This window comes from Faecalibacillus sp. H12 (assembly GCF_013361255.1).
Taxonomy (GTDB): domain Bacteria; phylum Bacillota_I; class Bacilli_A; order Erysipelotrichales; family Coprobacillaceae; genus Faecalibacillus; species Faecalibacillus intestinalis.
Map to the genome: position 1 here is coordinate 1 of NZ_JABWDK010000036.1, position 18,617 is coordinate 18,617.

The following is an 18,617-nucleotide window of genomic DNA, read 5'->3' on the forward strand; positions in this document are numbered from 1 at the left end:
AAGTCGGAAAAGAAATCAGAAAATTATATTCTTGGTCTGATGAAGATAAATTAATTAATAACTAATATTACCTAGAGGATAGAAATATCCTCTTTTTTTAAATAAAAAAACTCACTAAATTGCATAAGCAATTTAATGAGTCTATAAATTAAGCTTCTTTTCTTTGTTTAAAGAAAACATATCCAGTTGCATCAAACATCATGATCATTGCATAAATTTCACCATGAGCAGTATCTCCAGTTTTTATTGCTTGTGATGGATTATTTTCTGCTTTTTTATTATCAGTTGCACTTCCCCAATCATAACCACCAACGTGAATACTGTATGTTCCATGAATATCAACTGTTCCATCAGCAAAAACAAGATTTGTTGATATGAGACACATCATCGCACATACAAATAAACTAAATATCTTTTTTAACATTTTTTTCCTCCCTTTTTTTGACAAGTAAAACTTTATTGTTGAAAGAGCTTATATAAATGTTAAAAACGTACTTCTTTAATGTCATTTTCTAACTTTTTCACGATATTTTGCTGGTGTCTCATGATAAACTTTTTTAAAAGCATTAATAAATGATTTTAAATTTCGAAAGCCATGTAAATAAGCAATTTCTGAAATTGTATAATTTGAAAACAAAACATCCTGTCTTGCCTTTTTTAAACGAACAGCAATAAGATATTCTTTAACTGTCACGTTTAAATGACTTTTAAAATAACGTGATAAATATCCTGTAGATATATTAAAGTGTTGCGCTATATTATCAATTGAAAGATCTTCGTTATAATGTAAGTCAATATATTGTGTCATTCTTATAATTCTTTTATCATGTAAAGTTTGTAAATTTAAATTTGTTTTTTTATCTAAAGTATTTGAAAGCAACGTATATAAAAGATGTAAAATATAACTTTCAATTTCTATTCTTTGAAATTGATTGCTATGATCATAAGCTGCAATAATTTTAAAAATGTCTAACAATATCTTTTCTTTGATTTTATGATTAGGTTGAATTAATTGATAATTATCAATAGCTGGATAATATTTTTTAATAAAATCATAATTTATTTGAAGTGCATATCCTTTATAGATATCAGTATCTTCCGTATGATGCATCCCATGAATTTCTTGACTATTAATAATATATAAGCTTCCTTGAGGAATAATCAATTCTTTATCAGTAAGAAATAATTTTAGTTTTCCTAAAACGGGAATCAAAATTTCAATACTAGTATGATAATGTTTAGCTGTTTTTGTATGATGATCTTCAAAATAAATATCTAATAATTTAATAGGTAATTGGTATTTTTAGTATTGTATCATTTGTTTTTCCTCTATTTAAAACGTTCTATAAATTCATTTAATAAAGCTGAAACTTCTTCGTTTTTTCTAGTAATAAAAGCGATTCCTGTATATAAATTTTTATCTTCTAAAATCGTATAAACAAGAGAATGGTCATAAGGTAAAGCTAAACTACTCATTGGACAAATTGCTACTCCAATACCACTATTGGCCCAAATAAGAGACGTTCTACTATCATCACAAGTTACTTTTAATTGAATTTGAATTAGTTTATTTAAACAATAATCATTGATTAAAGGCAGGTATCTTTGATGAATAATTAAAGGAGTATCTTTAAAATCTTTTATTTTTCTTTTAGTATTTATAAAATATTCTTTTTTTCCAATAGCAATCATCGGTTCTTTTTCTAAATAAAAAGTATTTACTTGGGAAGTATCAAAAGGTGTTCTAACAATTCCTAAATCAATATTATGTGATAATAATAAATCAAGAATTTCATAAGTAGACCCTTCATGGATAGCATATTGAACATGTTTATTTTTTTTAATAAATTCTTGAATACTTTCTTGTTGAATTAAACCACTATTAGAAGAAGTAATACCAATTCTTAAAACATCTTGATAAGACTGTTTTAATTCATTTTTAGTAATTTCAGTTAAATCTAAGATTTGTAAACATCTTTTATAAAAACGATTGCCAGCCTCTGTTAATTCAACTTGTTTATTACCTCTTTTTAAAAGTATAACACTTAATTCTTCTTCTAATTGTTTAAGTTGCATTGATAAAGGTGGTTGAGCCATATGAAGCTTTTTAGCAGCTTTAGAAATCGTTCCTTCTTCTACAATAGTTTTAAAATATTTCATTTGTCTAATATCCATCATAAAACTCCTTCAAATGGGAATAATATATTTATTAAATATAATTAATATATAATATATATATTTTACATATAGATAAATCTTATCATATAATAACGCAGAGGTGAAGAATATGAAACTATTAAAATATGTAAAGGAGTTTAAGTTTTCAGCAACTTTAGGCTTTTTATTTAAAATCTTTGAAGCTGCTTTAGAATTATGTGTTCCCGTTGTTATGGCCTCTGTCATTGATAAAGGAATTGCTTATAAAGATACCAATTATATTTTAAAATGTGGGCTCGTCCTTATTGGTTTAGCTGTTTTTGGTTATTTATTTGCACTTGTTTGTCAATGGTATGCTTCCCTTACATCACAAAGTGTGGGGACACAACTTAGAAAAGACATGTATCATCAAATCAATAAATATGATGATGCCAATTTAGATACCCTTACAGCACCATCATTAGTTACAAGACTTATTAATGATGTGGTACAAATTCAATTAGCTGTAGCGATGACGATTCGTCTTACGTCAAGAGCTCCATTTTTAATGATTGGTTCATTATTTATGGCTTTTATGATCAGTGGTTCTTTATCAATGATCTTTGTTGTAGGAGCTGTTATTTTAGCGGTATCGATGTTATCAATTACGATTATTTCAATGCCTTATTTCTCTTGTATTCAAAAGTTATTAGATAAAATTGCTTTAATAGCAAGAGAAAACTTAAAAGGTGTACGTGTTATTCGTGCTTTTTCAAATCAAAATCATGAAGTAAAAAGATTTAATTTAGAAACAAAAAATCAAAAAGATAAACAAGTAAAAGTAGGTAAAATACAAGCTTTATTAAATCCCTTTACTTATTTAATTGTAAACTTTGCAATCATTATTATTATTTATGCTAGTGGTTGCCAAGTCAATGTAGGAAGTCTTTCTCAAGGGGAAGTTATTGCCTTAATTAACTATATGAATAGTATTTTACAAGCACTCATTGTCTTTGCGAATGTTTTATCAATCTACAATAAAGCTACAGCAAGTTATCAAAGAGTTTTTGAAGTACTTGAAACAACACCACAAGTAGAAAATCAAGGAAGTTATTCAACCCTTATTCCTGATGAAAAGATGATTGAATTTAAAGATGTCAACTTTGGATATCTTCAAAAAGATGTGTTACACAACTTATCATTTACGATCAATAAAGGTGAAACAGTAGGAATTATTGGAGGAACGGGTGCTGGTAAATCAACACTAGTATCCCTTATTGGAAGAAATTATGATGTTAGAAGTGGACAAATTAAAATAGCTGGTAAAAATATTCAAGATTATAAACTAGAAACATTAAGACAACATATCAGTTATGTTTTACAAAATACATCATTGATTTCAGGAACAATTAAAGAAAATATTTGTATGTCAAAACCTTATCAAGAAGAAACAATGAATAAAGCTTTAGAAGTTTCACAAGCTAAAGAATTTGTAAGTTGTCTTCCTCAAGGAATAGAAAGTGCTGTTGTTCAAGGTGGGAAAAACTTCTCTGGTGGACAAAGACAACGTTTAACAATAGCTAGAGCGCTTTATAAACAAGCGGATATTTTAGTTTTAGATGATTGCTCAAGTGCGTTAGACTATGCAACAGATGCTGCTTTACAAAAACAATTACAAGAATTAAAAGAAATGACAAAAATTGTTATTTCTCAAAGAACAGCGTCTTTAAAAAGATGTGATCGTATTATGGTTTTATATCATGGTGAACTTGTTGGTTTTGATTGTCATGAAGAATTATTAAAGAATTGTACGGTTTATAAAGAAATTTATGAATCTCAAAATAGTAAGGATGGTGATTACAATGGATAAAAAAACAATTAAAAGATTGCTTACATATTGTAAACCTTATCGTTTTTTAATTATGTTATTAACACTTTTATCAATTGTCTCTGTTGTCTTTACTTTACTTACACCTGTTTTAATAGGTCAAGCAATAGATTTATTGGTTGGAAAGAATCAAGTTCATTTTCAAGAGTTATTGAACAAACTTGTTTTTATTGGAATTGTTATTTTAATTATTTCTTTGATTCAATGGATCATGGGACAAATTACAAATACAATTACTTATAATATTACGAATGATTTAAGAAATAGAGTATTTGATCAAATTCAAGTTCTTCCTTTAAAATATATTGATGCTACAAGTCATGGAGATATTTTAGGAAGATTGATCAATGATATTGATTTAATTGGACAAGGTTTATTACAAAGTTTTACATCCTTGCTTACAGGAATTGCAACAATTGTAGGAACGATTTTGATTATGGCTTATATTCATTTTTCGGTAGCTGTAATTGTGGTTGTTTTAACACCGCTTTCTTTACTTGTCGCTTCTTTGATTGTTAAAAGAACACATTCTTATTTCCAAGAACAACTTGCTTTAAGAGGGGAAATGAATGGTTATTGTGAAGAAATGATAGGTAATCAAAAAATTGTTAATATTTTTGATTATCAAGAACAAAACGAAGAAAAGTTTAATGAAATCAATGAACGTATGCATAAAAGTGGGGTTATTTCACAATTTTATGGGGCTTTAATTAATCCCACAACACGTTTAGTTAATAGTATTGTTTATGCTGCTGTTGGTATCTTTGGAGCATTTCAAGTATTAAATGGTTCATTTACAGTAGGTATTCTTTCAAGCTTTTTAACATATGCTAACCAATATACAAAACCATTTAACGAAATATCATCCGTTATGTCAGAAATGCAAACAGCCATTGCTGCCAGTCAAAGAGTCTTTGCATTATTAGATGAAGAAACAATCCAAGAATTAACAACCTCTAAAATCATTGAAAATAAACAAGGACATATTATCATTGACCATTTAAATTTCAGTTATGATCCAAGTAAACCATTAATTCAAGATTTTAACTATGAAGCTAAACCAGGAACAATGACAGCTATTGTAGGTAAAACAGGTTGTGGAAAAACAACATTAATTAACTTATTAATGCGTTTCTATGATCCTCAAGGTGGAAAAATTACAATTGATGGTGTTAATATTGAAGATATGAACCGTGATGATTTAAGAAAAATGTACGGTATGGTTTTACAAGATAGTTGGTTATTTAAAGGGACTATTAAAGAAAATATTGCTTATGGAAAAACAAAAGCTAGTGATGAAGAAATCATTGAAGCAGCTAAAAAAGCACGTGTGCATAAATATATTATGTCTCTTCCCCAAGGATACGATACAATGGTTGAAGAAGATGGTGGAAATATGTCTCAAGGACAAATGCAACTTGTGTGTATTGCACGTATTATGTTAACACATCCACCAATGTTGATTTTAGATGAAGCAACAAGTTCAATCGATACGCGTACAGAATTACAAATTCAAAAAGCTTTTGATGAAATGATGAAAGGAAGAACAACCTTTATTGTTGCTCACCGTTTATCAACGATTAAAAATGCCGATCAAATCATCGTTATGGATCAAGGACATATTGTAGAAATTGGTAATCATGAAGAATTGCTTCAAAAACAAGGTTATTATCATCAACTTTATTACAGTCAATTCGAAACTGAATAATTATGAAAGTTACGATTTTAAGTCGTAGCTTTTTTATTAGTTACTTTGAAGTAACTATACCACAATATTGTGCGTACTTTTTTTTATTAGAAATAAAATTATAATGAAAAACGAAAAAGGAGGTACAACAATGAATGTTTCAACTTGTTTAAATATTTTAAGAGAAATCAAAGATGTTGCTTTTGCAACCGTTGATGAAAATAATCAACCACAAGTAAGAATTATAGATGTGATGTTGGTTGAAGATAATAAATTATATTTTTGTACAGCAAGAGGAAAAGATTTTTATAAACAATTAAAAAATCATCCATACGTTGCAATTACAGGAATGAATAAAGAGTATCAAATGGTTCGTTTAAATGGACCTGTTAAACGATTAGAAAATCAAAAATATTGGATAGATCGTATTTTTAAACATAATTCATCAATGAATAATGTTTATCCAAATGAGAGTCGTTATATTTTAGAAGCCTTTTGTCTTGAAGAAGGTGAACTAGAATTCTTTGATTTAGGCAAAGAACCTATTTATAGAGAAAGTTTTTCAATGAATAAAGAGATAAAACCTCAGGGATTTATCATTAGTAATCAATGTATTCAATGTGGCTTATGTCAAAAGAATTGTCCACAACAATGTATTTCAAATTATCAAATTCAACAAGAACATTGTTTACATTGTGGATTATGTTATGAAAAATGTCCTGTACAAGCAATAGAAAGGAGAAAATCATGTTAGAAATAGTTCAATTATTTATTCAAAGAAAAGAATTCTTTATGAATCTTTTATATCAACACTTACAAATTTCCTTTATAAGTATTGTTTTAGCTATTTTAATAGGAGGTTTAATTGGAATATTCATGAGTGAATATAAAAAAATATCAAAACCATTCATGAGTATTATCAATTTTGTTTATACTATTCCTTCTATTTCAATGCTAGGATTTTTAATTCCCCTTTCAGGAGTTGGAAATACAACAGCGATTATTGCACTTGTCATCTATGCTCTTTTACCAATGGTAAAAAATACCTATACCGGAATGGAACAAGTCGATAAAAAGATGATTGAAGCAGCGACAGGTTTAGGAAGTACACGTTTTCAAGTTTTGTGGAAAATAAAGTTTCCTTTAGCTCTTCCAGTAATTATGGCAGGAATTAGAAGTATGGCTATTATGACGATTGCTCTTGCAGGGATTGCTTCTTTTATTGGTGCAGGAGGTTTAGGGGTAGCCATCTATCGAGGAATTACAACGAATAATACAGCAATGACACTAGTAGGAAGTTTGCTTATTGCTTTGCTCGCATTAATTGTAGATGGTTTGTTTGCAATCATTGAAAAAAGAATTCAATATCATTCAAAAAAAATCAATAAAAAAGCAATTATTTTAATTGTTTTAATAATTTCTATTTTTGCAGGTCTTTTAGTAAAACCTCAAAAAGAAACAATTAAAATTGCCACGAAACCAATGACAGAACAATATATATTAGGAGAAATGTTAGATATTTATATCGAACAAGAAACGGATTTAAATGTAGAAGTTACACAAGGTGTTGGTGGAGGAACTTCTAATATTGAACCTGCTATTGAAAAAGGTGAATTTGATCTTTATCCAGAATATACTGGAACTGGATGGAATGCTGTGTTAAAGAAAAAAGAAACATATTTTGAAAGTCAATTTGATGAGCTTCAAAAAGAATATCAAAAAGAGAATCTACAATGGTGTGGAATGTATGGTTTTAATAATACATATGGTTTAGCTATTAGAAAAGAAATTGCTGAAAAGTATGATATTAAAACTTATTCTGATTTAAGTGCTATTGCAAGTCAATTAACATTTGGTGCAGAGTATGATTTTTTTGAAAGAGAAGATGGTTATGATGCTTTATGTAAAATATATAATTATCAATTTAAAGCAACAATGGATATGGATATTGGTTTAAAATATCAAGCAATTAATCAAGGTCAAGTTGATGTGATGACAATCTTTACGACAGATGGACAACTTTCTAATGATCAAATTGTTGTTTTAGAAGATGATCAACATTTTTATCCTTCTTATTTATGTGGAAATGTTGTAAGAAGTGAAGTTTTAAAAGATCATCCTGAATTAAAGAAGGTTTTGAATCAATTAGCTTATAAAATAGATGATTTACAAATGGCAAAGATGAATGATTTAGTAGAAAGTCAAGGAAAAGAACCAAGAGAAGTTGCGAGAAATTATTTGAAAGAAATAAATTTATTGAAGGAGTAAGTATGGAAGCTATTATTGAATTAAAAGATATAAAAAAAGCATATGGACAAACAGAAGTATTAAATCATTTTAATTTATCCATAGATCAAGGTGAATTTATAACAATTATTGGAACATCAGGTAGTGGTAAAACCACAGTATTAAAAATGATCAATGGCTTAATTCAACCTACAAGTGGACATGTTAAAGTTCATGGACAAGATATCCAAGAACAAGATCTTATTCAATTAAGAAGACATATGGGTTATGTCATCCAAGGAAGTGTACTTTTTCCTCATTTAACAGTTAAACAAAATATTGCTTATGTTTTACAATTAGAAAAGAAAACAAAAAATATGGATCAAATCGTAGATCAATGGTTAGAAACAGTACAATTAGATTCAAGCTTTAAAGATAAGTATCCTAATACTCTTTCAGGTGGTCAGCAACAAAGAGTAGGTATTGCTAGAGCCTTAGCGAATCAACCAGATATTTTATTAATGGATGAACCCTTTGGAGCTGTTGATGAAATTACTAGAAGACAATTACAAGATGAACTCTTAAAAATATATCAACAAAAAAAGATCACAATATTATTTGTGACTCATGATATTCAAGAAGCTTTAAAATTAGGAACAAAAGTGTTAATTATGGATCAAGGTCAAATTCAACAATTTGATACTCCTGAAAATATTATCAAATATCCAGCAAATAATTTCGTAAAAAAACTCGTTTCTAAAAACGAGTCCTAATTTTGATAATAATTTTCTCCCCAAGTAGACATCGCATCTAAAATAGGTTTTAAACTATAACCAAGTTCCGTTAAAGAATATTCAACGCGTGGAGGAACTTCAGGATAAACAGTACGTGTTAATAAACCACTTTGTTCCATTTGTCTAAGTTGGGCTGTTAAAACCTTTTGGCTAACGTGACCAATTGATTTCTTCAATTCACCAAAACGTTTAGTACCAGGAAGAAGATCTCTTAAAATCAAGACTTTCCATTTATCACTAATAAGTGTTAAGGTTGTTTCAACTGGGCAAGCAGGTAATTGTTGTTTTTCCATTTTTATCTCCTTTAGTATCTAAAAGATACTTAGTATATTATATATACTATTATAAATAAAAGAAAAGAGGTATGCAAGAGATGAACTATTTAAAAATGTTAGTAGATGATTTTCATTCAACTGTTGTTGCTACATTAGATCAACAAGGGTATCCACAAACAAGAGCTATTGATATGATGCTCTATGATAAAGAAGGTGTGTATTTTCTGACGGCTAAAGGGAAAGCCTTTTATCAACAACTTATTCAACAAAATTTTATGTCATTAACTGCTTTAAAAGATAAAAAAGCAATCTCCTTAAAAGGAAAAGTTAAATGTATACATCATACGTATTTAGATGAAATCTTTCAAAAAAATACGTATATGCAAAAAATATATCCTGAAAATACTAGAGATATATTAGAAGTCTTTTGTTTATATGAAGCAACAGGTGAATATTTTGATATTACTGCTTCGAGTAGTATTATTAAAGAAACATTTACAATTGGAAGTATTGAAAAAGAAACAGGATATTTTATTAATGATACATGTATTAGGTGTTTGAAATGTCTAGATGTTTGTCCACAAAAATGTGTTCATGTTGATCAAAAAGTAAAAATTGATCAAAGACATTGTTTAAGTTGTGGAAGATGTCTAGAAATATGTCCTGTTCGTGCGATAGAAAGGGAAATTTAGATGAACCAAGAAGAAAGAAGAAAATATTTGATTCAAGAATTACTTGATGAAAGAGAAGAATATTGTCACATTGAAATTCCTCAAAATGAAAGTTCACAAAAACTTTTATTGAGAGATTTGATGAATGTTCGAGAACCTAAAAAAATAAAAAGTGAATTTTATCGTATTCAAGATGCTTATTTACAAACAGCAATTGAAGAAAAAGGAATTGTAGATGTCAATGATTTAAAACCTATCCAAGAAGGTATTTATTTGTGGCAAGGAGATATTACAACTTTAAAATGTGATGCCATCGTTAATGCTGCTAATAGTCAAATGACAGGATGCTATATTCCTCATCATCGTTGTATTGATAATTGTATCCACAGCTATGCTGGAATGCAGCTTCGATATGCTTGTTATCAAATAATGGAAAAACAAGGAAAACCCGAAGCTACAGGAAAAGCTAAAATAACCAAAGCTTATAATTTACCAAGTCGCTATATCTTACATACAGTAGGTCCGATTATTTATTCAACGGTGACTAAAAAAGATGAAGAATTACTGGCTTCATGTTATCGTAGTTGTTTAGAATTTGCAGCTGCATATCGATTAGAAAGTATTGCTTTTTGTTGTATTTCTACTGGTGAATTCCACTTTCCTAAAGAACTTGCAACAAAGATTGCAATTAAAACAGTTAAAGAATATTTAAAAAATGAAACAAGTATAAAGAAGGTGATTTTTAATGTTTTCAAAGACGAAGATCGAGACATCTATGAAAGATATTTGCGCTAAAATACAAGAAGCGGATGCTATTGTTATTGGAGCAGGTGCAGGACTTTCTACGGCTGCTGGATATGAATATGCAGGAGAAAGATTTAATAGGTATTTTAGTGATTTTGAAGAAAAATATGGAATTCATGATATGTATTCAGGAGGTTTTTATCCTTATGATACTTTAGAAGAATATTGGGCTTGGTGGTCAAGACAAGTTTATTACAATCGATATGTAGATCATTTAGATTTATATCAAAAACTCTTTCAACTTGTTAAAGATAAAGATTATTTTGTTTTAACAACTAATGTGGATCATTGTTTTCAAAAAGCAAATTTTGATAAACAAAGATTATTTTATACACAAGGGGATTATGGCTTATTTCAATGTTCATCTCCTTGTCATCAAGAAACATATGATAATGAAGAACTTATTAAAAAGATGATTGAACAACAAAAGGATATGAAAATTCCTACATCTTTAATTCCTTATTGTCCTCATTGTGGAAAACCAATGACAATGAATTTAAGATGTGATGATACTTTTGTTGAAGATGAAGGATGGCATCAAGCTTATTTTAGATATCAAGATTTTATCAGAAGACATCAAGATTTAAAAATTGTTTATCTTGAATTAGGTGTAGGACAAAATACACCAGGTATTATTAAATATCCATTTTTTAGATTTGTTGAAAGAAATAAAAATGCAACTTATATTTGTATTAATAAAGATACTTATTGTCCTCAATCCATGGAAAAAAGAGCATATTGTATAAGTGAAGATATAAAGAATGTTATTGATGGTTTATTAAAAATTAAATTGGAAAAATAGTATATTTATACAGTTTTTAATCAACTTGTGATAGATCCAGAAGACCCGTTAAAATATGGATTCCAATTAAAAAAATAAGATGGTGCGTAAAAACATCATCTTTTTGCTATATGTTGATCAATAAAAAATAAATTTAATGGAAAATATTTTGAACTATTTGTCCATTGAAAGAAAAAAGAGGAAAACTAAAATAATCATAGAAATGAAACAAGTTTGACACAAATACATCACTAGAAAAAACTTAATGTAACAAGTGAAGAAGATGTTTTAAAAATTATTAATTAAAAAATAAACAGTTTGAAATAGATGCTATCTCAAACTGTTTTTTAATATAAATTATTCAATTAAAAGAAAGATTTAAAGGAGTAGTTGATTCTTTTGTACCATGAGGAAGACGTTTTTTTAAAGGAATGACTTTAAAACCCGGGCATAGATACATAAAAGGGGAATAACGTAATTCATGGCTAAGTATAGAAATAACTGTTTTTTGATCTAAAGATGTATAAACATCAAAAACAAGGTCAAAATCTAAAGGATGAATGTTTTTTAATTGAATGCGAGAATCTTTATGATTTTTAATCATTAATTTAAAAATGTGATAGTTACCTGCTGTAATACATAATTTCATGAAAGCACCTCCTTTTATAGTTTGAACAAAAGCATAAATAATATGAATAAAAATAGACAATTTTTATTAAAAAAATTATAATAAAGGAAACGGGGAGCTTTTTGCTGAGAGTAAGTATTGACTTAGACCCATAACCTGATTTGGATAATGCCAACGTAGGAGATATAGACGTTAACAGAGTTCAACAGGACTCTCTTTTTATTTCCAGGGAAATAAAAAAAGAATATTGTAAAGAAAGAAGGAAATTTGATGAAATTAAATAAAGAAGATTTATTATTGTATGGAGTAACAGATTCAAAATATTTAAAAGGAAGAAAAATGTCGGAATTAGTTGAAGAAGCCATTCTTGGTGGTGTAACAATGATTCAACTAAGAGAAAAAGAAATGACACATGAATCATTTAAACAAGAAGCATTGGATGTTCAAAGTGTGTGTCAAAAACATCATGTTCCTTTGATTATTAATGATGATGTTGAATTGTGTAAAGAAATTGATGCAGATGGGGTCCATATTGGGCAAGATGATTTAAATTTAAAAGAAGCAAGAAAAATATTAGGTGAAGATAAAATTATTGGTGTATCTGCACATAATTATGAAGAAGCAAAAATAGCTTTAGAAAATGGGGCTGATTATTTAGGTGTCGGAGCTATTTTTGCAACTCAAACAAAAGATGATGCACAAAATATTTCAATGGAAACATTAAATGAAATTTGTCAAAAAGTTGATATTCCTGTGGTTGCTATTGGTGGTATTAATCAAGTGAATATCTTAGAATTTATGGGGGTTGCTATTGATGGTGTTGCTATCGTTTCAAGTATTTTTGGAAGTAATGATATCCAAAAAGCAAGTAGCCTATTAAAAGATAAAATTCAAAGAGTTATCTCTAATAAAATGCCAACTTGCCTTACAATTGCAGGTAGTGATAGTAGTGGAGGTGCAGGAATTCAGGCAGATTTAAAAACAATGCTTGCTAATCGTGTTTATGCCATGTCGGTTATTGCAGCACTAACAGCTCAAAATACTACAGGAGTGGATACTATTTATGATGTTGATGCTTCTTTTGTGGCTAGTCAAATGGATAGTGTGTTTACAGATATTTATCCAATGGCTGTTAAAATTGGAATGGTTTCTCAAAAAGAAGTCATTTTATCTATTAGTGGAAAGTTAAAACAATATCATGCACGTAATATCGTTGTTGATCCTGTGATGGTGGCTACAAGTGGGGCAAAACTTATTAGTGATGAAGCTATTGATACATTAAAAGAAAATCTCTTCCCACTCGCATCGGTTTTAACACCAAATATTCCTGAAGCCGAAGTTTTATCAGGATTAAAAATCAATAATGAAGAAGAAATGTTAACAGCAGCTAAATATATTGGAGATCATTATCATTGTGCAGTATTACTTAAAGGCGGACATCAAATCAATGATGCCAATGATTTACTTTATAAAGAAGGTAATTATCAATGGTTTAAAGGAAAACGTATTAATAACAATAATACTCATGGTACGGGATGTACTTTATCAAGTGCGATTGCTTCTTATTTAGCACGAGGTGAAAATTTGGAAAATGCTGTTAAAAAAGCTAAAGATTATATTTCGGGAGCGCTTGCGGCAATGCTTGATTTAGGACAAGGACAAGGACCAATGGATCATGGTTATGTTTTAGATAAAAAAGATTAGACGAATTGTCTATTTTATAGGTATAATAGTGGCGGGTGATGAAAATGAATTATTATGAAGAAGCCTTGAAATTACATGAAAAACATCAAGGGAAAATACATACGGAATTAAATTGTGAAATTAATACAATGGATGATATGTCTGTTGTTTATACGCCAGGGGTTGCTGAACCTTGTCGTAAGATTGCTGAAAATGAAGAAGATGTTTATCGTTATACAACAAAATCAAATACAATTGCTGTTGTCTCAAATGGAACAGCTGTTTTAGGACTTGGAAATATTGGAGCCAAAGCTTCGATTCCAGTCATGGAAGGAAAAGCTGCTCTATTTAAAAAATTCGGAGATGTCAATGCGGTACCTATTTGTTTAGATACACAAGATAAAGAAGAATTGATTCAAACAGTTAAAAATATTGCACCATGTTTTGGTGGAATCAACTTAGAAGATATTGCTTCTCCAGATTGTTTTGAAATCGAAGAAAGATTAGATCAAATGTTAGATATTCCTGTATTCCATGATGATCAACATGGAACAGCTGTTGTTGTTTTAGCGGCCTTATATAACGCTTTAAGAGTGACAAAAAAAGATATCAAAGATATTACAGTTGTTTTAAATGGGCCAGGAGCTGCAGGAACAGCTATTATTAAAATGATGCATACAGCCGGTGTTGGTAAAATTATTGCAGTGGATGAATTTGGAATTTTATATAAAGATAGACAAGAAGGACTTATTCCTCATAAGCGTGCTTTATGTGATATTACTAATCCTGATAATATGCAAGGTACATTAGCTGATGCATTAAAAGGTGCAGATGTTTTTGTAGGTGTTTCTAAACCAAATCTAGTAACTGATGAAATGGTTCATTCAATGAACAATGATCCAATTATCTTTGCAATGGCAAATCCTGAACCAGAAATTACTTATCAAAAAGCCAAAGCAGCAGGAGCAAGAGTTGTTGGAACAGGTCGTTCTGATTATCCAAATCAAATTAATAATGTTTTAGCTTTCCCTGGTATTTTTAAAGGAGCATTAGAAGCAAGAGTTCCTTCAATTACACCAGAAATGAAAGTAGCTGTGGCTAAAGCTATTGCAGATACAATCAGTGATGAAGATTTAAATGAAGAAAATATCATGCCAAAAATCTTCAATAAAGATGTGACAGCAGCTGTTGCTAATGCAATTAAACAATTTGCTAAATAAAAAAGATATTAACAAAATAAATGACCCTACCTATTTGGTAGGGCTATTTCATATAATTATATTATCATAGTTGAAGTGAAAGAAATCAATGATGAATATGGGTAGAGAGAATAGGGTGAAAATGATCAATGAAAATAATTGAGATAAAAGATAGAAATGATCAACTATTAAATATACTTGTAAATGTTTGGAAAGATTCTGTAAAAGCCACACATACATTTTTAAATGAACAAGAAATTGAACATATTAAAGAATATGTTCCAATGGCATTAAAGAGTGTTGAACATTTGATGGTTGTAGATAATGATGAAGCTGTGGGATTTATGGGAATTGAAAATCATAAATTAGAGATGTTGTTTATAGCTTCTAACCAAAGAGGAAAAGGACTGGGTAAAGCTTTACTACACTATGGTATGAAGAATTATGATGTTTGTGAATTAACGGTAAATGAACAAAATCCACAGGCTATTGGTTTTTATGAAGCAATGGGATTTAAAACATATAAGAAAACAGAATTAGATGAAGAAGGAAACCCTTATCCGCTGTTATATATGAAATTAGATAGATAAGATTTTATAGAATTGTTTAAAAAATTAATTATAATGAATATGAAAAAAGAACAACAAACGGTTCACCTTGGATGAAATAACTACCACACACTTTTCTAGAGACAGGAGGTAGTTATTTTTTGTTATATATAGAAGTAATTTTACAATGATATCTATTACTGACATGCTTAATGCAAGTGTCCATACTAAATAATATATAACAAAAATGATTCTATTATGATAGAATGATACAAGGAGGTACATAGTATGGAAGTTATGCTTATTGTTGGGTTATTTGCTTCATCTGCGCTTTCCTTAAATTTTATTGTTAATCAAAAATATAAATTAGCAGGATCAATGAATATTATTAACTTATGTTTAGTGGTAGCGACAGCTTATCAATTTGATCAAGTAAAGAATATTGTTTGGTTATTTGGAATTGCGGCAGGAGTTGTACTTGTTTATTTTGTAGTAAGATTTCTTTTAAAGAAGAAGAAAAAAGAAAAACAACAATCTATTGAAAATAAGGTTGTTGATGTAGACGTTGTAGATAAGGAGAATTAGAGAATGGAAAAAGTATTAATTGAAATTGAAATGGAAAATGGAGATGTGATGAAAGGAGAACTTTATCCTGAAGTTGCACCAATTACAGTAGAAAACTTTTTAAAATTAATTGATGAAGATTTCTTTGCGGGATTAATTTTCCATAGAGTTATCCCAGGATTTATGATTCAAGGTGGGGGATATACAAAAGATTTTAAAGAAAAACATTGTGATTCTATTAAAGGTGAATTTAAAAGCAATGGTGTTAACAATGAATTAAAACATACAGAAGGTGTTTTATCTATGGCTAGAACAATGATCAAAGATTCAGCATCTTCACAATTCTTTATTATGCATAAACCAGCACCACATTTAGATGGTGAATATGCTGCATTTGGTAAAATTACTGAAGGTTTAGATATTGTAGATCAAATTGCCAATGTCCCTACAAATTTCCAAGATTGTCCAACAACACCAGTTGTGATCAAAACAATTAGAAGAGCGTAATTGTATGAAAGTAATGTTTATATCAGATCTTCATGGTTCTTATTATTGGGCAAATAGGGCCATTGAAAAATATCATGAAGAAAAAGCGGATAAACTTATTATTTTAGGGGATATTTTATATCATGGACCACGTAATGATTTACCTAAGGATTATAATTGTAAGAAGGTTATTGCTTTATTAAATCCTTTAAAGAAGGATATTATTGCAGTTAGAGGAAATTGTGATAGTGAAGTTGATCAAATGGTTTTAGATTTCCCTATGCGTAGTGACTATGCTTTGATGGATGTTGATCAACATCATTTCTTTATGACACATGGACATTTATTTAATGAAGATCAACTTCCTTTATTAAATGAAAATGATATTTTGATTTATGGACATTTTCATAAACCACTTGCTAAAAAAGAAAACGGTATTTATATTTTAAATCCGTCTTCGATTTCTTTACCTAAAGAAGGTACGAATAGTTATGGTATTTATGAAAATGACTGTTTTACAATTAAAACATTTGATAATGAAATTGTAAAACAAATACAATTAGATTAATGAAAGAATCGTTTGATAGATAATATCAAGCGATTTTTTTAATGTGTGCCGGGCATGGCACTAATTCAGTTGGAGATAAACCAACCACAGGTATTTACCGCAAGTGTAATGAACTACAAGTCGATGTCAGTGATGGCAAGGATGGAGGAAGTGGTGTAGTGATTCTTTTGAGCGTACGAACAGAAACTTGATATAAGGCTAAATGGTGGATGAGATTGCATTACAAATCGAAGTCCAAAAGGTAAACGTAAAACCAAGACAGTAAATCAAGACGTTGTAAAAGTTAGAGGATTAGTGAATTACCCCGGGAGGTCTTGTGAACAACGAATTCCAGTAAACTTAAAAAACAGTAATGGTACCGTTGGTCGAAAAAGGTTTGTCACAAGAAGTCAGCTGAGGTCGTAGTAGGTAGGACACACAATACTGAAGGACCTAATGTTTATATGATGTTTACTCGTCATAAGCAATGTTTGAACAGTTCGAAATCGAGAATGGTCTCATAATTGGAAATCGTAATTCCATGGAGATAAAGGTAGAGGGAATGGTTTCAAATATATTTACATAAAAATAACCTTCTTGTTAAAAAGTCCGTGCAAATTTATGAAAAGTATGGTATTTTTAGTTATGGCAGGAGGGATAGTCTATGGTTAAATATATTGATATCGCAGATGATATTAGAAGTAAGATTTTTGATAAAAAATATACATATGGACAAAAACTCCCTTATGAATATGTATTATGTGTTGCTTATCATTGTAATAAAGAAACAATGAAAAAAGCCTTGGATATATTAGTAAAAGAAGGATTGATTGTAAGAAGAAGAGGGGCAGGAACTTTTGTAAAGGATTATGATGCTTCTTCAGAAGATTCAACTCAACTTAAACAATCAGGATTGGGTTTAACACGAAAATTAAAAGGCAAAGGTGAATTAAAAAGTGAAATTATTGAATTTTCGGTTATACCGAGTGATGAGCATATATCTAAAAAATTACAAATAGAAGAGGGATCCTTTGTCTATCATATTATTAGAAAAAGAGTGTTTGATGATAAACCGTATTGTTTAGAAATCACATACATGCCTATTTCTATTATTCCAAATTTAAAATTAGAGCATTTGAAAGGCTCGATATACCAGTATATTGAAAAAGAATTAAAATTAAAGATACAAAGTACGCATAAAACTATACGTGCTCATCTATCGAGTCCGTTAGAACAAGAAAATTTGGGATTGAAGGAATATGAACCATATATTGAAGTTGAACAAACGGCATATTTAAGTAGTGGGATTATCTTTGAATATTCATTTACGAGATATCATTACAACAATTTTGAACTTCAAACAGTAACGGTTCAATAGCCAAAAAACATAAAAAAACGCTGTCTAAATGATAGCGTTTTCTTTTTTTTACAAAAAAATCAAAAAAATAACCGTTTTCAAAAACGTTGAAAAACCCTTATTTTATGCGGTTTTTTTAAAGATTATGTTTTTTTAAATTAAAAGTATGGTACTTTTAATTTAAAAAAACATTGACTTTTATTTGCATAATAGATTATACTATTAGTGTCAAAAAAATATTTAAGGGAGGAAAAATTTATGGACAAAATGGCGGATGTCTTAGGTCGCGCTGGTGCATGGTGCGGTCAAAACAAATATTTATCTGCAATTAAAAATGCGTTCC

Annotated in this window: 20 protein-coding genes, 1 pseudogene and 1 riboswitch; of the genes and pseudogenes, 16 read left to right on the forward strand and 5 right to left on the reverse strand. The window is 29.2% G+C overall.

Going from position 1 to position 18,617, the window contains the following annotated elements; all coding sequences use genetic code 11:
- Window positions 1-148: 148 nt before the first annotated feature.
- The 3 genes from HUU89_RS13015 to HUU89_RS13025 all read right to left on the reverse strand — a co-directional run bounded on the left by HUU89_RS13015 (window position 149) and on the right by HUU89_RS13025 (window position 2,175).
- Complete coding sequence (locus HUU89_RS13015) at window positions 149-424, reverse strand: hypothetical protein (RefSeq protein WP_175301981.1); 276 nt, start codon at window positions 422-424, stop codon at window positions 149-151.
- Between the two features lie 81 nt (window positions 425-505).
- Window positions 506-1,288 (reverse strand): AraC family transcriptional regulator, encoded by a 783-nt coding sequence (locus tag HUU89_RS13020; RefSeq protein WP_317992349.1) that lies wholly within the window; start codon window positions 1,286-1,288, stop codon window positions 506-508.
- 41 nt (window positions 1,289-1,329) lie between these two features.
- Window positions 1,330-2,175, reverse strand: coding sequence for a LysR family transcriptional regulator (locus HUU89_RS13025; RefSeq protein ID WP_032089589.1), 846 nt, complete (start codon window positions 2,173-2,175; stop codon window positions 1,330-1,332).
- Window positions 2,176-2,287: 112 nt separating this feature from the next.
- Between HUU89_RS13025 and HUU89_RS13030 the strand changes: the two genes are divergently transcribed.
- The 5 genes from HUU89_RS13030 (at window position 2,288) to HUU89_RS13050 (ending at window position 8,710) form a co-directional block, all read left to right on the forward strand.
- Complete coding sequence (locus HUU89_RS13030; RefSeq protein ID WP_175301983.1) at window positions 2,288-4,006, forward strand: ABC transporter ATP-binding protein; 1,719 nt, start codon at window positions 2,288-2,290, stop codon at window positions 4,004-4,006.
- A complete protein-coding gene (locus tag HUU89_RS13035; RefSeq protein WP_175301984.1) occupies window positions 3,999-5,732 on the forward strand; it encodes an ABC transporter ATP-binding protein in 1,734 nt (577 codons plus the stop codon). The genes HUU89_RS13030 and HUU89_RS13035 overlap by 8 nt, the downstream gene beginning before the upstream one ends.
- 130 nt (window positions 5,733-5,862) lie before the next feature.
- On the forward strand, window positions 5,863-6,465 hold the full coding sequence (locus HUU89_RS13040; protein ID WP_175301992.1) for a 4Fe-4S binding protein: 603 nt from the start codon (window positions 5,863-5,865) through the stop codon (window positions 6,463-6,465).
- Window positions 6,459-7,979 (forward strand): glycine betaine ABC transporter substrate-binding protein, encoded by a 1,521-nt coding sequence (locus tag HUU89_RS13045; RefSeq protein ID WP_175301985.1) that lies wholly within the window; start codon window positions 6,459-6,461, stop codon window positions 7,977-7,979. Before HUU89_RS13040 ends, HUU89_RS13045 begins: the two co-directional genes overlap by 7 nt.
- 2 nt (window positions 7,980-7,981) lie before the next feature.
- Window positions 7,982-8,710: an ABC transporter ATP-binding protein gene (locus HUU89_RS13050; protein WP_217498496.1), complete on the forward strand. Its 729-nt coding sequence runs from the start codon at window positions 7,982-7,984 to the stop codon at window positions 8,708-8,710.
- Here HUU89_RS13050 and HUU89_RS13055 read toward each other — a convergent pair.
- Window positions 8,707-9,024 (reverse strand): winged helix-turn-helix transcriptional regulator, encoded by a 318-nt coding sequence (locus HUU89_RS13055; RefSeq protein ID WP_175301986.1) that lies wholly within the window; start codon window positions 9,022-9,024, stop codon window positions 8,707-8,709. The genes HUU89_RS13050 and HUU89_RS13055 overlap by 4 nt on opposite strands.
- Before the next feature lie 80 nt (window positions 9,025-9,104).
- Here HUU89_RS13055 and HUU89_RS13060 point away from each other — a divergent pair, with 80 nt between their 5' ends.
- The 3 genes from HUU89_RS13060 to HUU89_RS13070 are packed head-to-tail and all read left to right on the forward strand — an operon-like array spanning window position 9,105 to window position 11,283.
- Complete coding sequence (locus HUU89_RS13060; RefSeq protein WP_217498497.1) at window positions 9,105-9,698, forward strand: 4Fe-4S binding protein; 594 nt, start codon at window positions 9,105-9,107, stop codon at window positions 9,696-9,698.
- Window positions 9,699-10,472, forward strand: a complete 774-nt coding sequence (locus HUU89_RS13065; protein ID WP_117826195.1) for a protein-ADP-ribose hydrolase — start codon at window positions 9,699-9,701, stop codon at window positions 10,470-10,472.
- Window positions 10,453-11,283: an SIR2 family NAD-dependent protein deacylase gene (locus tag HUU89_RS13070; protein WP_254697785.1), complete on the forward strand. Its 831-nt coding sequence runs from the start codon at window positions 10,453-10,455 to the stop codon at window positions 11,281-11,283. The genes HUU89_RS13065 and HUU89_RS13070 overlap by 20 nt, the downstream gene beginning before the upstream one ends.
- 340 nt (window positions 11,284-11,623) lie before the next feature.
- Here HUU89_RS13070 and HUU89_RS13075 read toward each other — a convergent pair whose 3' ends face one another.
- Window positions 11,624-11,911 (reverse strand): hypothetical protein, encoded by a 288-nt coding sequence (locus HUU89_RS13075; RefSeq protein ID WP_022001422.1) that lies wholly within the window; start codon window positions 11,909-11,911, stop codon window positions 11,624-11,626.
- Between the two features lie 80 nt (window positions 11,912-11,991).
- Window positions 11,992-12,089: riboswitch (TPP riboswitch) on the forward strand.
- Between the two features lie 71 nt (window positions 12,090-12,160).
- Here HUU89_RS13075 and thiE point away from each other — a divergent pair.
- From thiE to HUU89_RS13110, 8 genes and pseudogenes are all read left to right on the forward strand, one after another.
- Window positions 12,161-12,748 (forward strand): annotated as a pseudogene (gene thiE / locus HUU89_RS15165) (thiamine phosphate synthase); the annotation flags it as partial.
- Between the two features lie 54 nt (window positions 12,749-12,802).
- Window positions 12,803-13,594: a bifunctional hydroxymethylpyrimidine kinase/phosphomethylpyrimidine kinase gene (gene thiD, locus HUU89_RS15170; protein WP_032089743.1), complete on the forward strand. Its 792-nt coding sequence runs from the start codon at window positions 12,803-12,805 to the stop codon at window positions 13,592-13,594.
- A gap of 44 nt (window positions 13,595-13,638) precedes the next feature.
- Window positions 13,639-14,793, forward strand: coding sequence for an NADP-dependent malic enzyme (locus HUU89_RS13085; protein ID WP_117783027.1), 1,155 nt, complete (start codon window positions 13,639-13,641; stop codon window positions 14,791-14,793).
- 128 nt (window positions 14,794-14,921) lie between these two features.
- Entirely contained in the window at window positions 14,922-15,362 is a 441-nt protein-coding gene (locus tag HUU89_RS13090; RefSeq protein ID WP_175301990.1) for a GNAT family N-acetyltransferase, read from the forward strand.
- Window positions 15,363-15,608: 246 nt separating this feature from the next.
- The gene (locus HUU89_RS13095) at window positions 15,609-15,905 is read left to right on the forward strand and encodes a hypothetical protein (protein ID WP_022001697.1); all 297 of its coding nucleotides are present in this window, start codon (window positions 15,609-15,611) and stop codon (window positions 15,903-15,905) included.
- Between the two features lie 3 nt (window positions 15,906-15,908).
- On the forward strand, window positions 15,909-16,391 hold the full coding sequence (locus HUU89_RS13100; RefSeq protein WP_022001696.1) for a peptidylprolyl isomerase: 483 nt from the start codon (window positions 15,909-15,911) through the stop codon (window positions 16,389-16,391).
- Window positions 16,392-16,395: 4 nt separating this feature from the next.
- Window positions 16,396-16,938 (forward strand): phosphodiesterase, encoded by a 543-nt coding sequence (gene yfcE, locus HUU89_RS13105; protein ID WP_119362577.1) that lies wholly within the window; start codon window positions 16,396-16,398, stop codon window positions 16,936-16,938.
- 643 nt (window positions 16,939-17,581) lie between these two features.
- The gene (locus tag HUU89_RS13110; protein ID WP_175301991.1) at window positions 17,582-18,295 is read left to right on the forward strand and encodes a GntR family transcriptional regulator; all 714 of its coding nucleotides are present in this window, start codon (window positions 17,582-17,584) and stop codon (window positions 18,293-18,295) included.
- Window positions 18,296-18,617: the final 322 nt, after the last annotated feature.

What these genes read in the sequence shown, in the direction of transcription:
- HUU89_RS13015 (WP_175301981.1), bottom strand. Translation starts at nt 424, where the DNA reads ATGTTAAAAAAGATATTTAGTTTATTTGTATGTGCGATGATGTGTCTC.
- HUU89_RS13025 (WP_032089589.1), bottom strand. Translation starts at nt 2,175, where the DNA reads ATGGATATTAGACAAATGAAATATTTTAAAACTATTGTAGAAGAAGGA.
- HUU89_RS13030 (WP_175301983.1), top strand. Translation starts at nt 2,288, where the DNA reads ATGAAACTATTAAAATATGTAAAGGAGTTTAAGTTTTCAGCAACTTTA.
- HUU89_RS13035 (WP_175301984.1), top strand. Translation starts at nt 3,999, where the DNA reads ATGGATAAAAAAACAATTAAAAGATTGCTTACATATTGTAAACCTTAT.
- HUU89_RS13040 (WP_175301992.1), top strand. Translation starts at nt 5,863, where the DNA reads ATGAATGTTTCAACTTGTTTAAATATTTTAAGAGAAATCAAAGATGTT.
- HUU89_RS13045 (WP_175301985.1), top strand. Translation starts at nt 6,459, where the DNA reads ATGTTAGAAATAGTTCAATTATTTATTCAAAGAAAAGAATTCTTTATG.
- HUU89_RS13050 (WP_217498496.1), top strand. Translation starts at nt 7,982, where the DNA reads ATGGAAGCTATTATTGAATTAAAAGATATAAAAAAAGCATATGGACAA.
- HUU89_RS13055 (WP_175301986.1), bottom strand. Translation starts at nt 9,024, where the DNA reads ATGGAAAAACAACAATTACCTGCTTGCCCAGTTGAAACAACCTTAACA.
- HUU89_RS13060 (WP_217498497.1), top strand. Translation starts at nt 9,105, where the DNA reads ATGAACTATTTAAAAATGTTAGTAGATGATTTTCATTCAACTGTTGTT.
- HUU89_RS13065 (WP_117826195.1), top strand. Translation starts at nt 9,699, where the DNA reads ATGAACCAAGAAGAAAGAAGAAAATATTTGATTCAAGAATTACTTGAT.
- HUU89_RS13070 (WP_254697785.1), top strand. Translation starts at nt 10,453, where the DNA reads ATGAAAGATATTTGCGCTAAAATACAAGAAGCGGATGCTATTGTTATT.
- HUU89_RS13075 (WP_022001422.1), bottom strand. Translation starts at nt 11,911, where the DNA reads ATGAAATTATGTATTACAGCAGGTAACTATCACATTTTTAAATTAATG.
- thiD (WP_032089743.1), top strand. Translation starts at nt 12,803, where the DNA reads ATGCCAACTTGCCTTACAATTGCAGGTAGTGATAGTAGTGGAGGTGCA.
- HUU89_RS13085 (WP_117783027.1), top strand. Translation starts at nt 13,639, where the DNA reads ATGAATTATTATGAAGAAGCCTTGAAATTACATGAAAAACATCAAGGG.
- HUU89_RS13090 (WP_175301990.1), top strand. Translation starts at nt 14,922, where the DNA reads ATGAAAATAATTGAGATAAAAGATAGAAATGATCAACTATTAAATATA.
- HUU89_RS13095 (WP_022001697.1), top strand. Translation starts at nt 15,609, where the DNA reads ATGGAAGTTATGCTTATTGTTGGGTTATTTGCTTCATCTGCGCTTTCC.
- HUU89_RS13100 (WP_022001696.1), top strand. Translation starts at nt 15,909, where the DNA reads ATGGAAAAAGTATTAATTGAAATTGAAATGGAAAATGGAGATGTGATG.
- yfcE (WP_119362577.1), top strand. Translation starts at nt 16,396, where the DNA reads ATGAAAGTAATGTTTATATCAGATCTTCATGGTTCTTATTATTGGGCA.
- HUU89_RS13110 (WP_175301991.1), top strand. Translation starts at nt 17,582, where the DNA reads ATGGTTAAATATATTGATATCGCAGATGATATTAGAAGTAAGATTTTT.